The organism is Rathayibacter sp. VKM Ac-2759 (assembly GCF_009834225.1).
Taxonomy (GTDB): domain Bacteria; phylum Actinomycetota; class Actinomycetes; order Actinomycetales; family Microbacteriaceae; genus Rathayibacter.
The window spans coordinates 1,245,923-1,266,831 of the sequence record NZ_CP047176.1 but is presented as its reverse complement, the minus strand read 5'-3'; the positions used below and the strand labels follow the sequence as shown (position 1 = coordinate 1,266,831).

The window sequence follows — 20,909 nt, the reverse complement described above, 5'->3', positions numbered from 1 at the left end:
ACGACCCTATTCCGCGGCTGCTGGCAGCCTGCGGAACAGGGTCGTCGAGGGGGTCACGCCGCGCGGCTGCCGGCCTCTCGCGCGCTCTCGTCGAGGCCGAAACGGCTGCCGGGCGCCACGAACGTGTCGCGGTCGACCCGCGCTCCGGTCGCGACGACCGCGGAGCCGCCGATCCTCGAGTAGCTGCCGATCCGCGCACCGGGGCCCACGATCGCCTCGGGCCCGACGTGGACGTTCGCGCCGATGAAGGCGCTGTGCCCGATCATCGCGTCGCGGTCGATCCAGCTGCCGGCGCCGATCCACGCGCGCTCGCCGACGTTCGCGCCGGGCTCCACGTAGGCGCCCGTCTCGACGTACGCCGTCGCCGCCACTCGCGAGCCGGGCGCGACCATGCCGCGTCCGTTCGCGTGACGACGGTAGACGATCTCCTCGTCGCCGCCGCGTGCTCCCCGTGCCTTGCCGATTCCTGTTCCTGCCATATGCCTCGTGCTCCTCCGAGCGGTCCTGTGGACGGAGCTCCGAAGCCCCGACCCGTCATCGGTAGACAACAGCGAGAACTGCTCAGGCATTCCCCGGACGGGGGCCGGTCAGCGCTCCTCGACGCGGTCGGCCACGGCGGTCACGACCGAGCGGAACCGCTCGGGGGCCTCGCGGAGGCGCCTCCGCGCCAGGACCCCGGCGAGGGCGGACGACGCGGTCGACGCGACGACCTCGAACTCGACCCGCGTCCCCTCCTCGTCGGGGAGCACGCGCCACTGCTCGAGGCCCGCGATCGGCAGCCGGCGCTCGAGCCCGTCGTCGGCGCTCGCCCAGGCACCGCCTCCGTCTCTGCCGACGACCTCGGCGAGCGCCGCGAGGACGGCGACCGGCTCGGCGTGGAGGATCGAGGCGAGGGCGAGGAGGCTCTGCATCGCGGCAGTCTCGCACGCCGCGCTCTCAGGAGCGGGCGTCGAGCACCCGTCGCAGCCAGTCGAAGGACGCCTTCGGGACGCGATCGGCGCCGTGGCGGTCGAGCGCGACGAGCCCGTGCGGGCGGGTGTACCCGTGCTGCCACTCGAAGGCGTCGACCAGGGTCCACAGCTGCACCGCCTCGAGCGGCAGCCCCTCGTGCACGGCCTCGGCGAGCGCCGCCAAGTGCGCGCCGAGCCAGCGGATGCGCTCGGTGTCGGCGATGGCGCCCTGGCGGTCGACGCTGTCGGGCCAGCTCGCTCCGAGCGCGGTGACGACCAGTGGAGGAAGGGTGTCGCCGTAGCGCTCGACCAGCGCGCGCAGCACGGTCACCGGCCCCCACGGTGCGACGGGCGTGCCGTCGCCCGTCCGGTCGAGCTCCGGCCACGGCCGCTCGTGGAAGGGCAGGGTCGGCGGCGCGCCCACCCCGACGGGAGCGGAGGGGTCGCGTCCGGCGGCGATGCGCAGCGGGGCGAGCGGCGCCACGGCGTAGAAGTCGAGCGGCGCGCTGATCCGCTCCAGGTCGCGAGGATCGACGCGCTGCAGCGCCTCGAGGAACGCGGGCAGCTCCCCCGGCCCCTCCGGGTACGCGCCCGTGAGCACGGCGTCCGCCACGAGCCGGTTGCGGAGGACGTCGGCCAGCGCCGCCCAGGCGCCGTCCTGCTCGGACTCCGTCGCCGGCTCGACGGGGGCCAGAGCGTCGACGAGGCCGATGCGCCCCGGGACCTCGGCGGCCCGGAGCGCCTCGACGGCGACCCCGTGGCCGAGGAGCTGGTGGTGCAGTGCGGGAAGGGCGTTGAACAGCCGCCCGGCGGCCGGGGCCTGCCGCGTGAGGGCGTAGCCCTCGAGCATCACGGTCGACGGCTGGTCGAGCGTGATCCAGTCGGCCACCCGGTCGCCGAGGCGGGAGCCGATCTCGAAGGCCACGTCGCCGAAGCGGAACGCCGTGTCGCGGTTCATCCAGCCGCCGCTGAGCGCCGAGGGCGTGTCGCGGTGGTGCAGGGTCAGGGCGACCCGGATCCCCGCCTCCGCGAGCGCGTCGAGCACCCGGTCGTAGAAGCCGAGGCCGGCGCGGTCGATCGGGCCGCGGCCCTCGGGCTGGAGGCGCGTCCACGCGATGGAGAGCCGCAGCTCGTCGATCCCGAGGTCGACCAGCAGGGCCAGGTCCTCGCGCCAGCGGAGGAGGAAGTCGGTCGCGATCTCGGGCGTCGCCTCCTCGGCGATCGTCCCGCGGCGCAGGGCGAAGTCGTCCCACACCGAGCGACCGCGGCCGCCGGCCTCGAGCGAGCCCTCGGTCTGGAAGGCGCTCTGCGCGAGTCCGATGCGCAGGCCCGCCGGCAGCAGGCGTGCGAGCTCGCGCGGATCCTCGAAGCGCACGGCCTCGGCGCGCAGCTGCCGCCGATCGCGCCCGCGTGCCTCGTCCTCGCGCATCTCTTCCTCCGAGCCTCGATGGGATGGGTATATTGTCGCGGAAGCGCTCTCCCGCGCCGACCACCGCTCCTCCCCGCGGAGGAGCCCCGTCCCTCCGTCGGTGTACATCGTGCAACGACGGTGCGGCGCGCTTGACACTGCCCGCGTGCCCCCGTGCAATGGACGCAACGTGATAGCGAGCGTCGACGTGGCAGGGCCGGGGGGTTCATCGGGCGTCCCGATGGCTCCGCTCCGCCGATCCCGCGGGCCGCGGAGGCGCGGGGCCCTCCTCGCCCTCGTCCTCGCGACGCTCGGAGCCGCGGCCGGCCTGCTCGCCCCGGCCGCCCAGGCGGCGGCCCCGCTGACGATCACCGCGCCCGCCTCGAACACCGTGCTCTCGAGCGGCTCGGTGACCATGACCGGCACCGGGACGGCCGGCGATCAGATCCAGATCAGCACTCAGGGCGGCGGCGACCCGGTCTGCATCACGACCGTGGCGGCGGACGACACCTGGTCGTGCGCGCTCACGCTCGCGGACGGCCGCTTCGCCCTGACGGCCGTCGAGCTGCTCGCCGCGGGCGGCACCACCTCGACGAGCATCGGGATCGCCGTCCTCGGCCCGCCCGTGATCGAGTCGGTCGACGGGTCGGCCACGTCCGCGGGATCGGTCAGCGGGACCGCCTACCCGGGCGCGAGCGTCGCCGCGACCTCCGACGGCGGCGCCTCCTGCCTGGCCACCGCCGACTCGGCCGGTCGCTGGTTCTGCCAGCTCGCACCGACCCCCGCGGCCGGGAGCCACCGCGTCACCGCGACGCAGACCGCCTCCTTCGCGGGAAGCGCCGTGTCACCCCCGAGCGCGGCGGTGACGCTCGTGGTCGACACCGTCGAGCCCGACGCCCCGGACGTCACCTCCCCGGGAGCGGGTGCCGCCCTCCCCCTCACCGGCGCGGTGTACGCCGGCACCGGGGTCGACGGCACGCGCGCCTACGTCTACGTCGACCGCGTCAACACCTGCGACGCCGCGGTCACCGGCGGCGTCTGGACCTGCACGGGCGGCACGATCACGGCGGGCGCGCACCGCGTCTCGGCGATCGCCGGCGACGCCGCCGGCAACTACAGCTCGCCGAGCCCCTGGATCGACGTCACCTTCACCGCCGCGACCAGCCCCACCCCCTCCGCCACGGCGCCGACGCCCAGCGCGACCGCGGCCGGCCCGGGAGCGACTCCGTCCGGCACCCCCGGCTCCGCGTCCCCGACTCCCGGCGCGACCTCTCCGCGCCCCTCGGCGACGTCGACTCCGGCTCGACCCGGCCAGACCTCACCGGCGCCGCAGAGCACGTCGACTCCCGGGGCGACCGCCGCCCCGGCGCCCGGAGCCGCGCCGACCGACGCGCCCCCCGCGGCGCCCGGGCCCGCGGACGGCGGTTCGGCACCCGGCGGCTGGAGCGCCGCGACCGGCATGACCACCGCGCTCTCCTCCGGCACTCCGATCGGGACGATGGCCGACTGGGTGCGCTCGCTCGTCCTGGCCCTGGTCTCCCTGGCGCTCGTGATCGTTCCGGCCCGCCTGGCCGTCGCGGGTCGCGCACCGCGGGCCCCGCGCACCTGGCAGCTCACGGGTCGCAACCGCGCCCGGGTCGAGTTCGACGACCGACCGGAGGGCCCCGCTCCGTCGCCGCGGGCGATGGTGGTCGGGATGATCGGCTGCGCCGCCGGCCTCGTGCTGCTCTCGGGACGCGTCGACGGGCAGCCCGCGTACCTGCGGCTCCTGATCGCGGTGATCGTCGCCGTCGCGCTCGTGAACGCCGTGGCGGCCGGAGTGCCGGCGCTCCTCGGCCGCCGCCTCGGCCTCCCCGACGTGCGGATCGTCGTGGCACCGCGGGCACTCCTCCTCGTCGCGGGCGCCGCGCTGCTGTCGCGCTTCGCCGGACTCGACCCCGCGTTCCTCTTCGGCGTCGTGGTCGGGCTGCTCCTCCCCGAGGGCGCGACGGCCGTCGACCGGGCGAAGCTCGCGACCGCTCGTGTCGTGGCGCTGCTCGGCCTCGGCGGGCTCGCGTGGGGCGTCTCCGCCCTCGTACCGCCCGACGGGACCTTCGCCGCCGTGCTCGCCGCGGAGGTGCTCAGCGCGACCACGCTGCTCGCCGTGGGCTCGAGCGTCGTCCTGCTCTTCCCCGTCGGCCGACCGGCCGGTCAGAGCATCCTGCGCTGGTCGCCCGCGCTCTGGCTCGGGCTGACGCTGCTGTCGACGACCGTCCTCTTCCTCCTGCTCACCCCGACCATCACGGCGTGGTCGACCGACGGAGGCGCGGGACCCGCGGTGCTCGTGGTCGTCGCGTTCGGCGCCGTGTGCACGTCGATCTGGGCGTGGCGCCGCTTCGTCGATCCGGAGTAGCGGGCCGGCTCAGCCGATCGTGACGAGTTCGCGCACGTCGTCGTCGGGCAGGACGTCGGCGACGGCGCTGACCACGAACTCCCCCAGCGTCGCGATGCCGTCGTAGACGCTGAGGAAGGCGGTGTCGGCCGCGTCCCGCCCTGTCGCGATCCGCACGAGGCTCGGCCGCGGGGCGAGGGTGGTCGCGTCGACCACGTGCCACTCGCCGTCGACCCACGCCTCGGCGACGGCGTGGAAGTCCATCGGCGAGAGCCCGGGGGCGTAGACGGCGACGAGCCGCGCGGGGACGTCGAGGGCGCGCAGGAGCGCGACGACGAGGTGCGCGAAGTCGCGGCAGACCCCGCGGCGGGCGAGGAGGGTGCGCTCCGCTCCGTCGGTCGGCAGGCTCGAGCCGGGCACGTAGGCGAGCCGGGTGCCGACCCACGAGCTGACGGCGCCCAGCAGGTCCTGGCCCGAGAGGCCGGAGAACTCGGCTCGGGCCGTGGCCGAGAGGATGTCCGACTCGGCATAGCGGCTCGGCCGGAGGTAGCGCAGCCGGTCGACCTCCTCGCCGCCGAGCGGGCCGAGCCGCCCATCGATGCTCGCGCTGTAGTCGACGACGAGACTCCCGCGCTCCGCCTCGAGGACGTGCAGCCGTGTGCCGTGCTGATCGAGGACTTCGCGCGGCGCGACGGGGCGCCCGTCGAGGGTCGTCGTCAGCGTCTCCCGGGCGCCGTACGCCGACGCGACGGCGATGGAGAAGACGAGCATCGCGGGCCGCGCGACGTCGAGGGTGAGGTGGGCCGAGACTTCGCGCTTCATGATCGCTCTTCCGGGGGTGAGGGGACGGGCGGTGCAGGACGGGCGGGCCCGGGCGCGTCAGGCGCCCTGCTCGCCCTTCGGCGGCGGAGTCGGGGCGGCGTCGGGCTCCTGGACGAGCTGGAGCCCGCCCGAGGAGTTCGCCGAGACCGTGAGCAGGTCGATCCAGGTGCGGTTGATCGAGGGCACCCGCCCGCCGAAGTACTTGAAGTAGAGCGGGACCGTCGGGTCCAGCCAGATGCTGGAGCGGCCGTCGCCCACTGCCGGGTCGTCGCGCCACGAGAAGAAGAAGCTCTCGCGCCGCCGGAGCTTGTTGGCGATCACGATCTGCACGTGCGTGAGCGTTCGGTCGTCGAACTCGATCTCGACGCCCGAGGCGCCGTAGAGCAGCTTCCCCATGGAGGCCTCCTGCCGCCCGTCGCCGGGCGGTGCGTGACGGTGCCCGCGGGCACGAGAGGAGGGTCGTGCTCGACGAGCGCGTCCCTCGGTGATCCGGGCGGCTCGAGCCCCCGCAGCGGCAGCGCAGGCGCTCCGAACGGGCGCGAGAACCGCCTGGTCACGACTCTAAGGGAGGCGGGCGGGCGGGAGTGGGGATTGACGGGTCCGAGACCGGACGGTAACCGCCGACCGACCCGCCGAGCCCCCTCCCGCCGATGTCGGAGGTCGGACGTACGGTACCCGCATGATCGAATGCGGAAGCTGCGGAACCGATGCCCTCGTCCTCGACCGCTCCGGAGCGGGTGACGCCGACGACCTCGTCGTGCTGTGCGCCGAATGCGCTCCGGGCGAGCTCACCGGCGTGCTCGAGGCGGCACTGCTCGACGGGGCGGTCCTCGTCGAGGCGGTGCCGCTCGAGAAGAGCGCGCACGCCCGGGCCGCCTAGCAGCGCCGGCTCTCGTCGACGGGCCGAGCGAGTCCTCGCCGACCCCCGCGAACACCTGTGACGGGCCGGCTCCGGCCGCTCTCGCTGGTCACCGGCGCCGCCTCAGCGCGGCCGAGGCCGGTCGCGAGCGATACCGGCAGCGCACGGCACGCAGCGTCGCCGGCGGGTCGTGCTCCGCGCGGTGAAGAGGAGTGCCCCCACTGGGACTCGAACCCAGACTGAAACGATTTTAAGTCGTCTGCCTCTGCCGTTGGGCTATGGGGGCGGCCGGCGGGAGGCGCGATCGCTCGCGCCGCCCGCCGGGGACGTCAGGACTTGGCCGGCTCGCCGCCCACGGGGACGGGAGCGCCGGCGGGGCCGGGGGTTCCGGCCGGAGCCGCGGCGGGGGCCGCCGGGCGGGGGCGCGACGCGTAGGTCTCGAAGGAGCCGCGCGGGTTCTCGCGGGCCTCGATCGAGGCGATGTCGCGGTCGAGCACCAGGTTGGCCGCCCAGCCGCCCACGACGCGGAGCTTGCGCTCCCACGAGGGCATCGCGAGGCCGTGGTAGCCGCGGTGCATGACCCAGGCCGGGAAGCCCTTGATCGCGATCTTGCCGGACTGGAAGACGCCCACGCCGATGCCGAGACCGGCGACGGCTCCCGCGTTCTTGTGGAAGTAGTCCTTCGGGGTCTCGCCACGGAGCACGGCGACGATGTTCTTCGCCATCAGCTTGCCCTGGCGGACCGCGTGCTGGGCGTTGGGGACGCAGTAGCCGCCCACTCCGCCGCCGGTGAGGTCGGGGACCGCGGTCGCGTCGCCGGCGCCCCAGGCGCCCTCGACGAGGACGTCGTCGTGGCCGACGCGGAGGTCGGCGCGCACGCGCAGGCGGCCGCGCTCCTCGATCGGGAAGTCGGAGTTCTTGATCGACGGGTTCGCCATGACGCCGGCGGTCCAGATGATCAGGTCGGACTCGAAGGTCTGACCGGTCGACAGCTCGATGACGCCGCCCTCGGCGGACTTCAGCTGCGTGTCGAGGTGGACGGTCGCGCCGCGCTGGTCGAGGTTCTTCAGCACCCAGTGGCTCGTCTCGAGCGCGACCTCGGGCATGATGCGCCCCATCGCCTCGACGAGGTGGAACTGCGTCTCCTCGAAGTCGATCTCGGGGTAGCGCTTGAGCAGCGCGCTCGCGAACGAGCGCAGCTCGGCGAAGACCTCGATGCCGGCGAAGCCGCCGCCGACGACCGTGACGGTCAGCAGGCGCGAGCGCTCCGGGCCGGCGGGCAGCGTGGCCGCCTTGTCGAAGTTGGTGAGGATGCGGTCGCGGATGGCGGTCGCCTCCTCGATCGTCTTGAGGCCGATCGCGTTGTCGGCGACGCCCGGGATCGGGAAGGTGCGCGACACGGAGCCGGCGGTGACGACGATCTGGTCGTACTCGAAGTCGTAGGGCTCGCCGACCGTCGGGGTGATCGTCGCGGTCTTGCTCGCGTGGTCGATCTTGGTGACCTTGGCGGCGAGGATCGCGGTCTTCTTCAGGTGGCGGCGGAGCGACACGATCGCGTGGCGCGGCTCGATCGAGCCGGCCGCGACCTCGGGGAGGAAGGGCAGGTACGCCATGTAGGGAAGCGGGTCGACGATCGTGACCTCGGCCTCGTTGGGGCGCAGGTACTTCTCGAGCTTCCACGCGGTGTAGAAACCGGCGTAGCCGCCTCCGACGATCAGGATTTTGGGCAAAGTACTCTCCAGAGGAATGGACCATGCGGATCACCCTGCGCAACGCGAAGTGCCCGCTCTCGACGCGGGTGGCAGCACTGACCCCGACTGGGAATCAGCTTAGCGAAGAGCGCGCCGATCGGCAGGTCGGGTAGGAGCCGCCCGGCTCAGCCCTCGAACGGACGGCACTCGCAGGTCTCGGGCGACCAGTCGGCGCGGGCGAGCGCGAGGTCGCCGATCGGGTTCACTCCCGGCCCCGCGGCCAGCGCGTGGCCGGCGAGGGCGTGCAGGCACTTGACCCGGGTGGGCATGCCGCCGGAGGAGATGCCGGCGATCTCGGGGACGGAGCCGACGCTCTCGCGGTCGGCGAGGAACGCGCGGTGCGCGGCGGCGTACGCCTCGCGGAGCTCCTCGTCGCCGGCGAGCAGCTCGTTGTACTCGACCATGACCTGGGTCGCCTCGAGCTGCGAGATCGCGGCCGTCGCGGCGGGGTGGGTCAGGTAGTAGAAGGTGGGGAACGGCGTGCCGTCGCCCAGGCGCGGTCGGGTGGAGACCACGGTGGGGTTGCCGCAGACGCAGCGGGCGCTGATGCCGACGACGTCGCGGGCCGGGCGCCCGAGCTGGGCCGACACCACGGCGATGTCGCGCTCGGTGGGCGGATCGAAGGGGGGCGTGGTCACGGCGGACTCCAGGGGCTGTGCGGCAGGAACGGTCCAGTTTACGCCGGGGGCCCTCACTGCGCCGGGGCGAGCTCCGCGGTGGTCGGGTCGCCGAGACCCGCGACGGCGATCGAGGAGAGCAGGGAGCCGGCCCAGTCGGTGGCCGTCTTCTGCACCGAGTCGCTCGCGGGCTGCTCCGACTGCTGGGCGACCGCGATGTCGTCGAGGACCAGGTAGCTGACCTCGCCCGGCATCACGAAGTAGAGCCGCTCGCGGGCCTGGGCGCGGATGTAGGCCGGATCGGACCAGCGGGTGCGCTCCTCGTCGAGGTTCTGCGACTGGGTCTTCGCCGCGTCGACGGAGCGCTGCAGCTCCGAGATCTCGGCGCGCTGCTCGACGAAGTTCTTGATGCTCGGGGCGAGGACCACGACCGCCAGGATCATGATGCCCATCACCAGCAGCGTGAAGCCGGAGCCGCGGACGCCGGCGAGCCAGGCCGAGGAGGGCGCGGCGGGCGGCTGCTTCGGGCGGGCCGGGCGAGAGCCTCCGGGGGCGGGGCGCGAGGAGGAGGGGCGGGCGCCGGTCTTCGACGGGCGGGTGGACGCCGGCTTCGAGGTCCCCTGCTTCGAGGTCGCCGGCTTCGACGACTTCGCGCTCGAGGCCTTCGTCTTCGAGGACGCCGCTGTGGACGGCTCCGCCTCAGGAGTGCTCGGACGCGGGGCGCTGCCCGGTGCGGCGGGGCGGCGGGGCGGACGGGCCATGGCGGATGCCTCCTCTGGGGACCGGCGGCGGAGCGGGAACGGGAGCGGCCCCGGTGCCCGCACGCGAGTGCAGGGGCTCCGGGGCCGCTCCGGCGGGGAGAGACTACGCGGTGAAGCGCGGGAAGGCGGAGCGACCCGCGTACGTGGCCGCGCCTCCCAGGATCTCCTCGATGCGCAGCAGCTGGTTGTACTTCGCGACGCGGTCGGAGCGCGCGGGCGCACCGGTCTTGATCTGGCCGCCGTCCACCGCGACCGCGAGGTCGGCGATGGTCGTGTCCTCGGTCTCGCCGGAGCGGTGCGAGAGGATCGCGGTCATGCCGCTGCGCTGGGCGAGGGCCACGGCGTCGAGGGTCTCGGTGAGCGTGCCGATCTGGTTGACCTTGACGAGGATCGAGTTGCCCGCCTTCTCGGCGATGCCCCGGGCGAGACGGGTCGGGTTGGTGACGTAGAGGTCGTCTCCGACGAGCTGCACCTTGTCGCCGATCTCGGCGGTGAGGTGGGTCCAGCCGGCCCAGTCGTCCTCGTCCAGCGGGTCCTCGATCGAGACCAGCGGGTAGTTCGCGACGAGGTCGGCGTAGTACGCCGAGAGCTCCTCCGCGGTCAGCTTCTTGCCCTCGAACGTGTACGCGCCGTCCTGGTAGAACTCCGAGGAGGCCACGTCGAGCGCGAGGCCGATGTCGGTGCCGGGCGTGAAGCCGGCGGCCTCGACGGCCTTGAGGATGAAGTCGAGCGCCTCGCGGTTGGTGGGCAGGTCGGGGGCGAAGCCGCCCTCGTCGCCGAGACCGGTGGCGAAGCCGGCCTTCTTCAGCTGCGACTTGAGCGCGTGGTAGATCTCGACGCCCCAGCGCAGGCCCTCGGAGAAGGACTCGGCGCCCAGCGGGACGGCCATGAACTCCTGGATGTCGACGCCGGTGTCGGCGTGCGCACCTCCGTTGATGATGTTCATCAGCGGGACGGGCAGGGTGTGGGCGTTGGGGCCGCCGACGTAGCGGAAGAGGTCGAGGTCGGCCGACTGCGCGGCGGCCTTGGCGACCGCGAGGCTCACGCCGAGGATCGCGTTCGCGCCCAGGCGCGACTTGTTCTCGGTGCCGTCGAGCTCGATGAGCTCGGCGTCGACGAGGCGCTGGTCGGTGGCGTCGAAGCCCTCGATCGCGGGGCCGATCTCGTCGATGACCGCGTCGACGGCCTTCTGCACGCCCTTGCCGAGGTAGCGGCCGGCGTCGCCGTCGCGCAGCTCGTAGGCCTCGAAGGCACCGGTCGAGGCGCCGGAGGGGACGGCCGCTCGCGAGGACGCGCCGTCCTCGAGCAGGACCTCGACCTCGACCGTGGGGTTGCCACGGGAGTCCAGAATTTCTCGGGCGACGACTGCCTCGATAAGGGCCACAACTATCTCCTCTTGACGGGTGGGCTCCCAGGAGGGCGGGAGCGGTCGGGAAGGAGTCTACTGACCGCCTCCGACCACCGGAGGAACACGGAACGTGGAACCGGGAGCGCCCGTAGACTCCCAGGGCCGTACCGCGCCAGCCGACCGGAGGATCCCGTGACCACGACCGCCGCCGCCCTCGTCGAGAGCCTCACCGAGGTCGTCCCCGACTTCCCGAAGCCGGGCATCCTCTTCCGCGACCTCACCCCCGTCTTCGGCGACGGCCCGGCGCTGCGCGCGGTGGCCGATGCGCTGATCGAGCCCTACCTCGGGCGGATCGACGCGATCGCCGGAGTGGAGGCGCGGGGCTTCCTTCTCGCCGCGGCCGCCGCCTACTCCGCGGGGCTCGGAGTGGTGACGATCAGGAAGCCCGGCAAGCTGCCGCGCACGGTGCTGCGCGAGGAGGCGACGCTCGAGTACGCGACCACGACCCTCGAGGTGCACGAGGACGCGGTGCCCGCGGGCTCCCGGCTGCTCCTCGTCGACGACATCCTCGCCACCGGCGGCACCCTCGATGCGAGCTGCCGCCTGATCGAGCGGGCCGGCTGGAGCCTCGAGGGCATCGCCGTGGTGATGGAGCTCGACGGCCTCGGCGGCCGCGACCTCCTGGCCGACCGCCGCGTCGACGCGATCGTCACCGTCTGACGCGAGCGCCGCCACGGTCGAGGTCGCACCGACGACCGAGGAGCGATCGCCCGGGGAGCACCTCCTGCGCGCTGCCGTGTGGTGCGGCGCCGGAGCGGCCTGCGGGACCCTCGTCCTCTGTCAGCAGTCGCTGCGCTCCTCACCGCAGAGACGTCGTCCCTGACGCGCTGGCCGAGCAGGCGACGATGCAGTCGTCGAGCGCTGAATCGAGAGTGAAGGCGAGCGGCGCCGTACTCAGGCCGGCGATCGCCAGGCGCGCGAGCGCGACCCCGGTCTCGCCCTTCATGAGGGTCACATCACTCCGGTCGGCCGCGAGGGGGATCTGTTCGATGCTGCTCCGCGCCTCCTCGAGATGCGCGGCGTCGCCGCCGATCGCCGCGCAGATCGCGAGGGCCAGGGCCCGGCCTGCAGCACCGTGGCAGAGCCCGCGGTCCTGAGGACCGAGGACGAGGTCGGCGCTCAGCGAGGTGATCGCCCGTGCGAGACGATCCTCCATCGCCGGCGAGGGGACGCGCGTCGAGAGAGCGGCGGTGGCGACGCCGATGCCGCCGGAACCGTGGCACCACGCCGCGGCATCATGGGAGGCGACGGTGTTCCGCCGGTCGGCCCACCCGATCGGTGCGCTGCAGGAGTCGTCTTCGAACATCAGAGCCCGGCGGACGAGGGGATCTCCCGTGCCGGCGCGGGCGAGTGCCAGCGCGGCTCCGGAGGATCCGTGAGCGAGGCCCGCCAGAGCGACGCTCCTCCGACCGATCCGGGTACGCCACCGCACCCCGCCCGATCGGACATCGGCCTCGTGCTGCGCTGCAAGAGTTGCCGCGATCATCGGGACTCCTTCCGGTATCTGCTCGCCCAGCACGCCCGCTGCCCCGATCAGGCCGAGGAGCGTGCCTGCGTCTCCGGAGATGACGTCCCAGGCCTGGGCGCGGGCGGGCACGGCACAGGTCCGCCTGATCGCCGCCGAGAACGCCGTTCGTGCGCTGTCGTCGACCATCGCGTCTCCCGATATCGCTGCCGCTTCCGCGAGAACAGCGGCCGTGCCGGCGATTCCGCTGTGGAAGCCCTGTGACGACAGGTCACCGAGCCTCCCGAGGATGCCCTGCGCGGTCGCGCGGAGGATGCGGCGGTAGCGGTCGCCGCCATCAAGACGGTCCGCCTGGGCGAAGACGAGCAGGGCGCCGATGGCGCCCGAGTACACGGACGCGTCGCTCGACCGCCACCGACCCGTCATCCGATCTCTCACCAACCACGCCGCAGCGCCGTTGGCGACAAGAGCCGCGCTCATCAGGTCGGCCGCGACGTCGTGCAGGCCCTCCACGGGAGTCCTGTCGAGCGTCGTCCTCGGTCGAGACGCGAGACGCGGTGCCGTGAGGCGCGGCCGATCGGGATCGTCCCAGGGCGCGGTCTCGTCGAACGCGAAGACGGGCGGGGCGGTCGAGCCAGTGCGGAAACGGTGGAGGACCGCGGTCGCGAGCTGAGAGCAGCGCAGCAGTCCGAAGCTCCGACCGCCGGAGGGGCTCGCCGCGATCGCCAGGCCCGGAGCGAGACGCAGCGTGAACATCGGTACCGACCGCGCAGCGGTCGCCGTGTCGAGCGCTAGGGCGAGGTCGCTCAGCAGCGCTCGGGAGGGACGCTCGGGGAGGTAGATCACCGTCGAATCGGCGCGATCGAGGTGCTCGCCGGACAGGAGGAACTTCAGGGAGAACGAGTCCATCCCCGAGTCGCGGAGGATCGCGATCAAGGAGGGGATCGCGCCCCGGACTGCAGTGGCCTCGGTATTGGCGTACACACGGACGCATGCATGCGCTCGACGAGCATCGCCGTGCCGGAGGAGGAGCCACCCGGGAAGGGCGTCGAAGGAGAGCGGCCGGAGCGGGAGGACGAGAGGATCGCTCCGCCCCTCATCCACGTCGAGGCGGAGCCGCGGTTCTCCCGGCACCTGCACCAGGCCCGGGCCGGAGGGTCGCCATCCGCTCCACTCAGCTGACAGACGAGCGTCGGCGACGACACCGCGCCACCCCGGATCGATCCATCCCGCCCCCACCCGCTCGATCGGCCTCGGGATGCCGCGCGCGTAGGCGTGCTCGTAGAGCACCGCGGCGAGGCTGGCGTCGGCCGCCGGGTCGGCGACATCGACGATCGCCTCGCCGAACCAGGTGACGGAGCGGACCGCCCGCCTCCTGAGACCGATCGGCCGCAGCATCGCCTGCGCGTCGCTCACCGGAGGACCTCCAGACGGCGAGCGACCTGAAGGGGACTCCGGAGCGCGAGACCGCCGACGGTGAGAAGCCTCTCGGCGACGAGGGACCTCTCCGCCCCCTCTCTTGTCGACTCCATCGCGCTTTGGATCAGACGGACCCCGGCGCACTGCACCGTCAGGGCGACATCGATCTGGTGACCGGACGAGCGAGAGTAGGCGGCCAGATAGGTCAGGAGGGTGGCGCCCGACGGAGCACCTCGCCCGGCGAGGAGCGCCGTCTCGATGAACAAGGCGAGACCAGCGCCGAGATCGAACCATCGGGAGCAGCGTCCGGAGGTCTCCCAGTCGATGAGATGCACGCCGCCGCCTCGCCCAGGGAGCACGAGGATGTTGCGACCACGGATGTCACCGTGCGAGAACACCTCGTCCTCCTCCGCCAGCTCCGCCGCGACCTCGTCCATCACCTCCGCGGTCCCGTCGGCCTGGAGAAGCCCGATCACCTCGCGGAGAGCTGCTCCGAACTCGATCGCCTCGACTCCGGGACGGCCGACCAGCGGCAGTTGCGGCGCAGGAGCGAGAGCGGCCGGGTCGATCGCATGGAGGGAGGCGAGCGCGGCACCGAGACGAGAAGCGAAGCGAGGGCCCAGCGCGGTAGGCCAGCGCTCCGTCACGGACAGCAGCCCTCCGACGGTGCGGCAGATCAGAGAGGTCTCGGTAGTCTCGACGACCGTCGGCACGCCGAAGGCGAGCCCCGTCGCTGCCAGCTCATCGAGCGCGTTCTCTTCGCGGATTCGCGCGGCCGGGCGATCGAAGAACTTGATCGTCAGAGTCTCGGACCGCGTGCGAACCACCACCAGGAGATTGCGCCCGGAGCGCTCCTCCAGTGAGAAGTCTGCGGCGAGGCAGTCGACACGGTCGACGAGCCCGCGATCGACGAGCCAACGGAGCAGATCGGGCCCGTCCCGGGCCTGTTCGATCCGCACTAGTCGCAGCACACCCCGTGCGAGATGCCGCGGGTGTCGCACATGCAGGTGGAGAACCGTTGAGTGCTGACGGCGGCCCGCGCCCCGCTCTCCTGGTGCACGAACAGCGCCTCCCACTCCTCCGGTGGGATCCGTCCCGTGGTGACATCGGCGTCGTCGCGGACCGCGTACACCCACCGGCCGGGATTCTCGTCGTCGTCGATGCGATCCCATCCGATGCGGTCGTCACGCCCGAATTCGACGAAGTCGCCCTCACGCCCGATGAGCAGCCGGAATCTGTCCTCCGTGGGATTCTCGAGTCGTCCGATGTAGAGCTTCATCGCCCCTGCCTCCTCGGCTCAGCACGTCGTCTTGCTGTACGCGCAGTGCCAGAACTTCGTCTCGTGGTAGAAGGACGAATAAGCCTGCGGCTGGTGCGCGCCGGTGAACAGCGCGGTGAAGCCCTCGTCGTCGAGCACACCCTCCGAGACGTCGACGGCGTCGTCGATCGTCAGCAGCAGGCGGGCGCGCTCATCTCCGTGAGCTCGTGCCGAGATGATCCGGTCGGTAGGGATGTCTGCGAAGAGATGCGGATCAGCAGCGAAGAACACCCGCGCGCGACCGTCCGGGGCTTCCCCGACGTATCCGTCGATCTCGGCCATGGGTGGTCGCCCCCTCGGAATGATCTCGGTCACAGTGTGCAACAGCGCGCGCGGTTGCACCAGGTACAAGCGCCCGACAGTCAAGGAGTCGGATGATGCGCTCCGCCCGAGGGACTGGGGTCGTCAGGACAGCGAGAGGGACATCCGCGAGAGGACGAAGGTCTCGACGACCTGGACGACCATGTAGAGGATCAGCGAGACGCCGGTCACGAGCACGACCGCCGACCAGACGTCGTCGAACTTCGCCTGCGCGGACCAGGCCGAGATGGTGCCGCCGATCCCGTTCCCGGTCGAGAGCCACTCGGCCAGCAGCGCGCCCGTGATGGCGCCGGGGACCGAGATGCGGATCGCGGCGAAGAGGGACGGCAGGGCGCCGGGGATGGCGACCTTGCGGATCGCGGTGAAGGTCGAGCCTCCGTAGACCGACACGACGTCGAGCATCTGCGGCGACGCGTTGTTGAGGCCGAAGGCGATCGTGACCAGCGCGGGGAACAGCACGACGATGCCGCCGACCACGGCCACCGACGCGACCGTGCCCTGGCCGAAGACCAGGATGATCAGGGGCGCCATCGCGATCAGCGGGACCGAGCGCAGCAGGAGCGCGAACGGCATCAGCGCGTGCTCGATGCCCTTGGAGAGGCGGAAGAGGATCGCGACGACGATGGCCGCCACGAGGCCCGCGGCGAAGCCGATGAAGGAGTCGCCCATCGTCACGGCGAAGAGCCCGCCCAGCTCGGCGCGGTGCGCGGCGGCGCTCTCGTCGGTGACGAGGTGCTCCCAGACGTCCCACGGGCCCTTGATGACGTACGGCGAGACGCCGCTGAAGAGGATGATGCCGATCCAGATCACCAGGACGATGACGACGGTCGACAGTGCGATCAGCGCGCTCTTGCGCAGGCTCTTGAGCGTGGCTCCGAGGGCCGCGTTGCGCAGCTGACGGCGCAGCTCGTCGACCGCGAGGATCGACGTCTCAGTGGACTGGGCGGTGCGGTCACCGGCGGTGGTGGTCATGATCAGGCTCCCTTGCCGGAGGACCAGGGGGCGACGACGCGTCCGATGAGTCCGACGATCGCATAGCCCAGCAGCGCGACGCCCGCGCAGAGGAGGAAGAGCGCCCACACGCGGGGCGAGTTGAGCGAGACCTGGGCGGCGACCAGGATCGGGCCGACCCCGGTCTCGATCTTGCCGAAGTACTCGCCCAGGATCGCGCCGAGGAAGGCCGCGGGGACGGCGATCTGCAGGGCCGAGAGGATGTTCGGCAGCGCCGCGATCAGGCGGACCTTGCGCAGCTGCGTGAGGCGGGTGCCTCCGTAGACCGTGACGACGTCGAGCGACGCCTTGTCGGCGGCCTTGAGGCCGAGCAGGCTGCCGACCACGGTGGTGAAGAACACCGACAGACCGGCGAGGAAGATCGCGGTGGCGCTCGGCTGACCGGGCGCGTCGGCACCGCCGAGGATCAGCAGGACGAGCGTGCCGATCGCGACGATCGGGACGCAGTAGGTGACGACGGCGAGCTGCGAGACGACTCCCTCGAGCCACGGCACGACGAGCACGAGGGCCGACAGCACAAGGGCGATGAGGTTGCCCCAGAAGTAGCCGACCGCCGCCTCGCCGATGGTGACCGAGAAGTTGCGCCAGTAGAAGCCGAAGCCGTCCTCGATCGCGACCTGCACGACCTGCGGAGGGGTCGGGACGGCCGCGTAGGTGGTGCCGGCCGCCGGCGCCGTCACGAGGGCGATGACCCACCAGACGACGACGATGCCGACGACGCCGAGGAGGCCGGAGGCCCACGGCGGGAGGGAGAAGGAGCGCCGCGCGGTCGGCGTCGCGCTCGTCGCGACCGCCATCAGTGGTCGTCCGCGGCCGCGCCGCCCGAGCCGAAGAGCAGCTCGGAGGCCTGGTCGACGTAGGCGTGGAACTCGGGGGTGCGCTGCATCTCGGGAGTGCGCGGGCGGGGCAGGTCGATCTCGATGATCTCCTTGACCCGGCCGGGACGCGGGCTCATCACGGCGACGCGGTCGGAGAGGAAGATCGCCTCCGAGATGCCGTGCGTGACGAGCAGCGTGGTGGCCGGCTTCTCCGTCCAGATGCGCAGCAGCTCGAGGTTGAGCTTCTGCCGGGTCATGTCGTCGAGCGCGCCGAACGGCTCGTCGAGCAGCAGGACCTCGGGCTTGAGGATGAGGCAGCGGGCGATCGAGACGCGCTGGCGCATGCCTCCGGACAGCTGCGCCGGCTTCGCCTTCTCGAAGCCCCGCAGGCCCACCAGGTCGATCAGCTCGTCGATGTACGACTGGTCGACCGGCTTGCCCGCGATCTCGAACGGGAGGCGGATGTTCGACATCACGCTGCGCCAGGGCAGCAGGGCGTGGTCCTGGAACGCGATGCCGAGCTTGTTGTCGCGCCGCAGCTCCTTCGGGGTGCGGCCGTCGACCCGGATGGAGCCCGAGGTGGGCTCCTCCAGCCCCGCGAGGATGCGGAGGATCGTCGACTTGCCGCAGCCCGAAGGGCCGAGGAGCGCGAGGAAGCTGCCCTGATCGGTGTGCAGATCGGTGTCCTGCAGCGCGGTCACGCTGCGGGCGCCCATCCGGAACGTCTTCGACAGGCCGTGGATCTGGATGCCGGTGCCGCCGGCACCCTGATCGCTCAGGGTGCCGGCGTCGGTCGTCTCGGTCACGAGTGGTGCCCTTCGTGGAGGTGGATCAGGTGCCCGGCGGAACCGGGCGGTAGCCGCGGGAGGATCAGGCGGTGTAGTCGACGAGGTCGGGGTTCTCCTCGTAGACCTCGGCGAGGAGGGACATGTCGAACAGGTCGGAGGCCTCGATGTCGATGCCTGCTCCCGCGAGGGAGGCGACCGTCTCGGCCTGGAGGTCCTCCGAGATGGTGAACAGCCCGTTGGAGGCGGTGTCGTCCGAGACGACGAGCTCCTCGGCCTGGATCGTCGCGCCCTGCTTCGAGGCGGCCTCGTCGAGGCCCAGGTCCTTGCCGTAGGTCTCGATCGCGAGCATGGCGCCCGCCTCCGGGTCCTTGACCGCGTCGGTCCAGCCCTTGATCTCGGCGAGCAGGAACGCCTTGAGGGCGTCGCGCTTGTCGGAGATCGACTGGTCGGTGACGGTGAAGGTCTCGGCCACGAAGGGGAGGCCGTTGTCGGCGAAGGGCAGGTTGACGACCTCGTAGCCCTCGTTCGCGACGGTGATCGCCTCGTTGGTCAGGTAGGCGATGAAGCCGTCGACCGTGCCGTTGATGAGGACGGAGGGGTCGTACTCGACCGGCACGACGGTGAGGTCGGACTCGGAGAGGTCGTTCGCGGCGAGCAGCGCCTGGAACAGCGAGGTGTTGGACGCCTGGACGCCGATCTTCTTGCCCTTGAGGTCGGCGGGGGTGGCGATGTTGCCGGCGGTCGCGATCGAGAGGACCGTGAAGGGGTTCTTCTGGTAGGTCGCGCCGATGATCTTGAGCGGCGCCTCCTGCTGCGCGATCACGGTGCCGACCGAGACGGCGTCGCTCAGCGCGACATCGGCCGAACCGGAGAGCAGCTCGGCGGTGCCGGTCGAGGGACCTGCGGTGAGCGTGACGCTCGAGAAGCCGGCGTCGGTGTAGTAGCCCTTCGAGTCGGCGAAGAACTCGCCCGAGAACTCCTCGTTCTTGATCCAGGAGAGCTGGACCTTGAGGGTGCCGAGGTCGGCGCCGTCGGCGGAGCCGCCGGCCGAGGCGTCGGAGGAGCAGGAGGCGAGCACGGAGGCGCCGCCGATGGCGAGACCCGCCACGCCGGCCATGCGGAGAAGGCTGCGGCGATCGAAGTTCGGCGTGCGGAAGGGCGACAGGGTCAAGGGGACTCCTCGGGTAGGTGCGTCAGCGCTGCTGCGGTGATGCTGCTGTGATGCGGGTGCTGGAGTGCGGGTCGCGGATCGCGGTGCCCGTTCAGGCGCGCCAAGTCGCGCCGATCGGGTGCCTCGACGCTATCCTCGGGAGATTTCTCAGGTGTGTCCGCAGATTTCGCGGGTATTAAGGCTCTCACGGATCCGACAACCCGAACGCCGATCCGCCGCTCGCGACCGGCGGATCGGGTGAGACGCCTCTCAGTCGGCGGCGGGGCTCAGCCCAGGGCCTTGAACGTCAGCGCGTCGAGGGCGGCGGCGTCGCGCGGCACGAGGGCGAACCTCGTGAAGCCCGCGGCGGCGGCTCGGTCGAGCAGCGGAGTCAGGTTCTTCGACCGGCGCTCGAGCCGCACGCGGGAGCCCTGGGCGATCAGCTCCTGCTTCAGGGCCAGCAGCGTCTCGGGAGCCGCGTCGCGCTCGTGGACGAGGACCACCGCGTCCTGGCGCTCGTCGGCGGGCACGTCGATCAGCTCGACGATGCGCTCGAAGCCGATCGAGAAGCCGCAGGCGGGGACGTCCTGCCCGAGGAAACGGCCGATCATGCCGTCGTAACGGCCTCCTCCGCCGACCGAGGAGCCGCTGGAGGGGTGCGCGATCTCGAAGATCGTGCCCGTGTAGTAGCCCATGCCACGCACGAGGGTGGGGTCGAAGCGGAGGGAGATGCCGGCGGGCAGAGAGCGGAGCGACCGGGCGAGCGTCACGAGCGCGAGCACCGCCTCCTGGTCGATGCCCTCGGGCAGGACGCCGAGGATCGCCGACTCCTCGAGCGGGACTCCCCCGGCGGCCACCGCCTCCTCGATGCGGGCGAGGTAGCCGCCGAGGACCGCGGCCGCGTCCGCACCGTCGGCCTCGAGCTCGCCGACGACTCCGGAGGCGCCGATCTTGTCGAGCTTGTCGATCGAGATGAGGGCCGGAGCGAAGCGCTCGGGGGCGAACCCGCAGTACTCGAGGATCCCGGTGAGGATGCGCCGGTCGTTGATGCGGATCGTGCAGTCGCGCAGGCCCAGGGTGTCGAGCGCGGCGGCGGTCGCGGTGATCAGCTCGACCTCGGCCAGCTGCCCGGGCTCGCCGATGATGTCGATGTCGCACTGCACGAACTGGCGGTAGCGGCCCTTCTGCGGGCGCTCGGCCCGCCAGACCGGGGCGATCTGCACCGAGCGGAACACCGTCGGCAGCTCGGAGCGGTGCGTCGCGTAGAAGCGGGCGAGCGGCACCGTGAGGTCGAAGCGCAGTCCGAGGTCGGCGAGGGCGGAGGCGTCGTCGGCATCGGCGGCCGCCGCGAGGTCGTCGTGCGAGAGTCCGCGCCGCAGGACGCTGAACGCCAGCTTCTCGTTGTCGCCGCCGAGGCCGGAGTGCAGGCGCTCGAAGTCCTCGACGACCGGGGTCTCGATCTCGTCGAAGCCGTGCGCGGAGTAGACGCGGCGGATGACTCCGAGCGCGTGCTCGCGCTTCGCCTTGTCGGCGGGGAGGAAGTCGCGCATGCCGCGGGGCGGGGTGATCGGGGAGGCCATGCCTGCGATTCTTCCAGACCGCTGCGCGCCGACTCCCTGTCGGAGGGGTCGGCTAGGCTCGCGGCGCTCGCGCGGTCAGGGGTTCGCGGGGG

At 72.2% G+C, this 20,909-nt stretch carries 21 protein-coding genes and 1 tRNA gene; 3 read left to right on the top strand and 19 right to left on the bottom strand.

Translation table 11 applies throughout. From position 1 onward, the window contains the following. Window positions 1-53: 53 nt before the first annotated feature. The 3 genes from GSU68_RS05735 to GSU68_RS05725 form a co-directional block, all read right to left on the bottom strand. Window positions 54-479 carry a hypothetical protein gene (locus GSU68_RS05735; RefSeq protein WP_159906286.1) on the bottom strand — a complete coding sequence of 142 codons (426 nt, stop codon included), beginning with the start codon at window positions 477-479 and terminating at the stop codon, window positions 54-56. A gap of 108 nt (window positions 480-587) precedes the next feature. Beyond that, window positions 588-911 (bottom strand): hypothetical protein, encoded by a 324-nt coding sequence (locus GSU68_RS05730; protein ID WP_159906284.1) that lies wholly within the window; start codon window positions 909-911, stop codon window positions 588-590. A gap of 25 nt (window positions 912-936) precedes the next feature. Next, window positions 937-2,379, bottom strand: coding sequence for a family 1 glycosylhydrolase (locus tag GSU68_RS05725; protein ID WP_159906282.1), 1,443 nt, complete (start codon window positions 2,377-2,379; stop codon window positions 937-939). Window positions 2,380-2,599: 220 nt separating this feature from the next. Between GSU68_RS05725 and GSU68_RS05720 the strand changes: the two genes are divergently transcribed. Further along, a complete protein-coding gene (locus tag GSU68_RS05720; protein ID WP_159906280.1) occupies window positions 2,600-4,750 on the top strand; it encodes a hypothetical protein in 2,151 nt (716 codons plus the stop codon). 9 nt (window positions 4,751-4,759) lie between these two features. Here GSU68_RS05720 and GSU68_RS05715 read toward each other — a convergent pair whose 3' ends face one another. After that, window positions 4,760-5,551 (bottom strand): transglutaminase family protein, encoded by a 792-nt coding sequence (locus GSU68_RS05715; protein WP_159906278.1) that lies wholly within the window; start codon window positions 5,549-5,551, stop codon window positions 4,760-4,762. Window positions 5,552-5,608: 57 nt separating this feature from the next. After that, a complete protein-coding gene (locus tag GSU68_RS05710; protein ID WP_056042036.1) occupies window positions 5,609-5,947 on the bottom strand; it encodes a hypothetical protein in 339 nt (112 codons plus the stop codon). A 283-nt stretch (window positions 5,948-6,230) separates the two neighbouring features. Between GSU68_RS05710 and GSU68_RS05705 the strand changes: the two genes are divergently transcribed. Continuing rightward, window positions 6,231-6,431, top strand: a complete 201-nt coding sequence (locus GSU68_RS05705) for a hypothetical protein (protein ID WP_159906276.1) — start codon at window positions 6,231-6,233, stop codon at window positions 6,429-6,431. A gap of 192 nt (window positions 6,432-6,623) precedes the next feature. Here the strand turns inward: GSU68_RS05705 and GSU68_RS05700 are convergent. The 5 genes from GSU68_RS05700 to eno all read right to left on the bottom strand — a co-directional run bounded on the left by GSU68_RS05700 (window position 6,624) and on the right by eno (window position 10,923). Beyond that, window positions 6,624-6,696, bottom strand: a tRNA-Leu gene (locus GSU68_RS05700). 43 nt (window positions 6,697-6,739) lie between these two features. Then, window positions 6,740-8,140, bottom strand: a complete 1,401-nt coding sequence (locus GSU68_RS05695) for an NAD(P)/FAD-dependent oxidoreductase (protein WP_159906274.1) — start codon at window positions 8,138-8,140, stop codon at window positions 6,740-6,742. Window positions 8,141-8,286: 146 nt separating this feature from the next. Further along, complete coding sequence (locus tag GSU68_RS05690) at window positions 8,287-8,799, bottom strand: DUF501 domain-containing protein (RefSeq protein ID WP_159906272.1); 513 nt, start codon at window positions 8,797-8,799, stop codon at window positions 8,287-8,289. 53 nt (window positions 8,800-8,852) lie between these two features. Beyond that, on the bottom strand, window positions 8,853-9,539 hold the full coding sequence (locus GSU68_RS05685; RefSeq protein WP_159906270.1) for a septum formation initiator family protein: 687 nt from the start codon (window positions 9,537-9,539) through the stop codon (window positions 8,853-8,855). 103 nt (window positions 9,540-9,642) lie between these two features. Next, window positions 9,643-10,923 (bottom strand): phosphopyruvate hydratase, encoded by a 1,281-nt coding sequence (gene eno, locus GSU68_RS05680; RefSeq protein WP_159906268.1) that lies wholly within the window; start codon window positions 10,921-10,923, stop codon window positions 9,643-9,645. Between the two features lie 156 nt (window positions 10,924-11,079). Here eno and GSU68_RS05675 point away from each other — a divergent pair, with 156 nt between their 5' ends. Continuing rightward, window positions 11,080-11,607, top strand: coding sequence for an adenine phosphoribosyltransferase (locus GSU68_RS05675; RefSeq protein ID WP_159906266.1), 528 nt, complete (start codon window positions 11,080-11,082; stop codon window positions 11,605-11,607). Window positions 11,608-11,746: 139 nt separating this feature from the next. Here the strand turns inward: GSU68_RS05675 and GSU68_RS05670 are convergent, their stop codons facing one another. The 9 genes from GSU68_RS05670 to hisS form a co-directional block, all read right to left on the bottom strand. Then, a complete protein-coding gene (locus GSU68_RS05670; protein WP_159906264.1) occupies window positions 11,747-13,828 on the bottom strand; it encodes a lanthionine synthetase LanC family protein in 2,082 nt (693 codons plus the stop codon). Then, entirely contained in the window at window positions 13,825-14,790 is a 966-nt protein-coding gene (locus GSU68_RS05665; RefSeq protein ID WP_159906262.1) for a phosphotransferase, read from the bottom strand. The genes GSU68_RS05670 and GSU68_RS05665 overlap by 4 nt, the downstream gene beginning before the upstream one ends. Then, window positions 14,790-15,110: a hypothetical protein gene (locus GSU68_RS05660; RefSeq protein ID WP_159906260.1), complete on the bottom strand. Its 321-nt coding sequence runs from the start codon at window positions 15,108-15,110 to the stop codon at window positions 14,790-14,792. Before GSU68_RS05660 ends, GSU68_RS05665 begins: the two co-directional genes overlap by 1 nt. Before the next feature lie 18 nt (window positions 15,111-15,128). Continuing rightward, a complete protein-coding gene (locus GSU68_RS05655; protein WP_159906258.1) occupies window positions 15,129-15,431 on the bottom strand; it encodes a hypothetical protein in 303 nt (100 codons plus the stop codon). Between the two features lie 123 nt (window positions 15,432-15,554). Then, on the bottom strand, window positions 15,555-16,442 hold the full coding sequence (locus GSU68_RS05650; RefSeq protein WP_208544653.1) for an ABC transporter permease subunit: 888 nt from the start codon (window positions 16,440-16,442) through the stop codon (window positions 15,555-15,557). 2 nt (window positions 16,443-16,444) lie between these two features. After that, a complete protein-coding gene (locus GSU68_RS05645) occupies window positions 16,445-17,278 on the bottom strand; it encodes an ABC transporter permease subunit (protein ID WP_159906256.1) in 834 nt (277 codons plus the stop codon). Further along, window positions 17,278-18,015: an ABC transporter ATP-binding protein gene (locus GSU68_RS05640; protein WP_159910145.1), complete on the bottom strand. Its 738-nt coding sequence runs from the start codon at window positions 18,013-18,015 to the stop codon at window positions 17,278-17,280. Before GSU68_RS05640 ends, GSU68_RS05645 begins: the two co-directional genes overlap by 1 nt. Window positions 18,016-18,169: 154 nt before the next feature. Next, on the bottom strand, window positions 18,170-19,258 hold the full coding sequence (locus tag GSU68_RS05635) for an ABC transporter substrate-binding protein (protein WP_244259402.1): 1,089 nt from the start codon (window positions 19,256-19,258) through the stop codon (window positions 18,170-18,172). Window positions 19,259-19,524: 266 nt separating this feature from the next. Further along, window positions 19,525-20,817 (bottom strand): histidine--tRNA ligase, encoded by a 1,293-nt coding sequence (gene hisS / locus GSU68_RS05630; protein WP_159906254.1) that lies wholly within the window; start codon window positions 20,815-20,817, stop codon window positions 19,525-19,527. Window positions 20,818-20,909: the final 92 nt, after the last annotated feature.

Excerpts from the sequence above, each read along its gene's own strand:
- GSU68_RS05735 (WP_159906286.1), bottom strand. The coding sequence starts at position 479 with ATGGCAGGAACAGGAATCGGCAAGGCACGGGGAGCACGCGGCGGCGAC.
- GSU68_RS05730 (WP_159906284.1), bottom strand. The coding sequence starts at position 911 with ATGCAGAGCCTCCTCGCCCTCGCCTCGATCCTCCACGCCGAGCCGGTC.
- GSU68_RS05725 (WP_159906282.1), bottom strand. The coding sequence starts at position 2,379 with ATGCGCGAGGACGAGGCACGCGGGCGCGATCGGCGGCAGCTGCGCGCC.
- GSU68_RS05720 (WP_159906280.1), top strand. The coding sequence starts at position 2,600 with ATGGCTCCGCTCCGCCGATCCCGCGGGCCGCGGAGGCGCGGGGCCCTC.
- GSU68_RS05715 (WP_159906278.1), bottom strand. The coding sequence starts at position 5,551 with ATGAAGCGCGAAGTCTCGGCCCACCTCACCCTCGACGTCGCGCGGCCC.
- GSU68_RS05710 (WP_056042036.1), bottom strand. The coding sequence starts at position 5,947 with ATGGGGAAGCTGCTCTACGGCGCCTCGGGCGTCGAGATCGAGTTCGAC.
- GSU68_RS05705 (WP_159906276.1), top strand. The coding sequence starts at position 6,231 with ATGATCGAATGCGGAAGCTGCGGAACCGATGCCCTCGTCCTCGACCGC.
- GSU68_RS05685 (WP_159906270.1), bottom strand. The coding sequence starts at position 9,539 with ATGGCCCGTCCGCCCCGCCGCCCCGCCGCACCGGGCAGCGCCCCGCGT.
- GSU68_RS05660 (WP_159906260.1), bottom strand. The coding sequence starts at position 15,110 with ATGAAGCTCTACATCGGACGACTCGAGAATCCCACGGAGGACAGATTC.
- GSU68_RS05655 (WP_159906258.1), bottom strand. The coding sequence starts at position 15,431 with ATGGCCGAGATCGACGGATACGTCGGGGAAGCCCCGGACGGTCGCGCG.
- GSU68_RS05650 (WP_208544653.1), bottom strand. The coding sequence starts at position 16,442 with ATGACCACCACCGCCGGTGACCGCACCGCCCAGTCCACTGAGACGTCG.
- GSU68_RS05645 (WP_159906256.1), bottom strand. The coding sequence starts at position 17,278 with ATGGCGGTCGCGACGAGCGCGACGCCGACCGCGCGGCGCTCCTTCTCC.
- GSU68_RS05640 (WP_159910145.1), bottom strand. The coding sequence starts at position 18,015 with ATGGGCGCCCGCAGCGTGACCGCGCTGCAGGACACCGATCTGCACACC.
- hisS (WP_159906254.1), bottom strand. The coding sequence starts at position 20,817 with ATGGCCTCCCCGATCACCCCGCCCCGCGGCATGCGCGACTTCCTCCCC.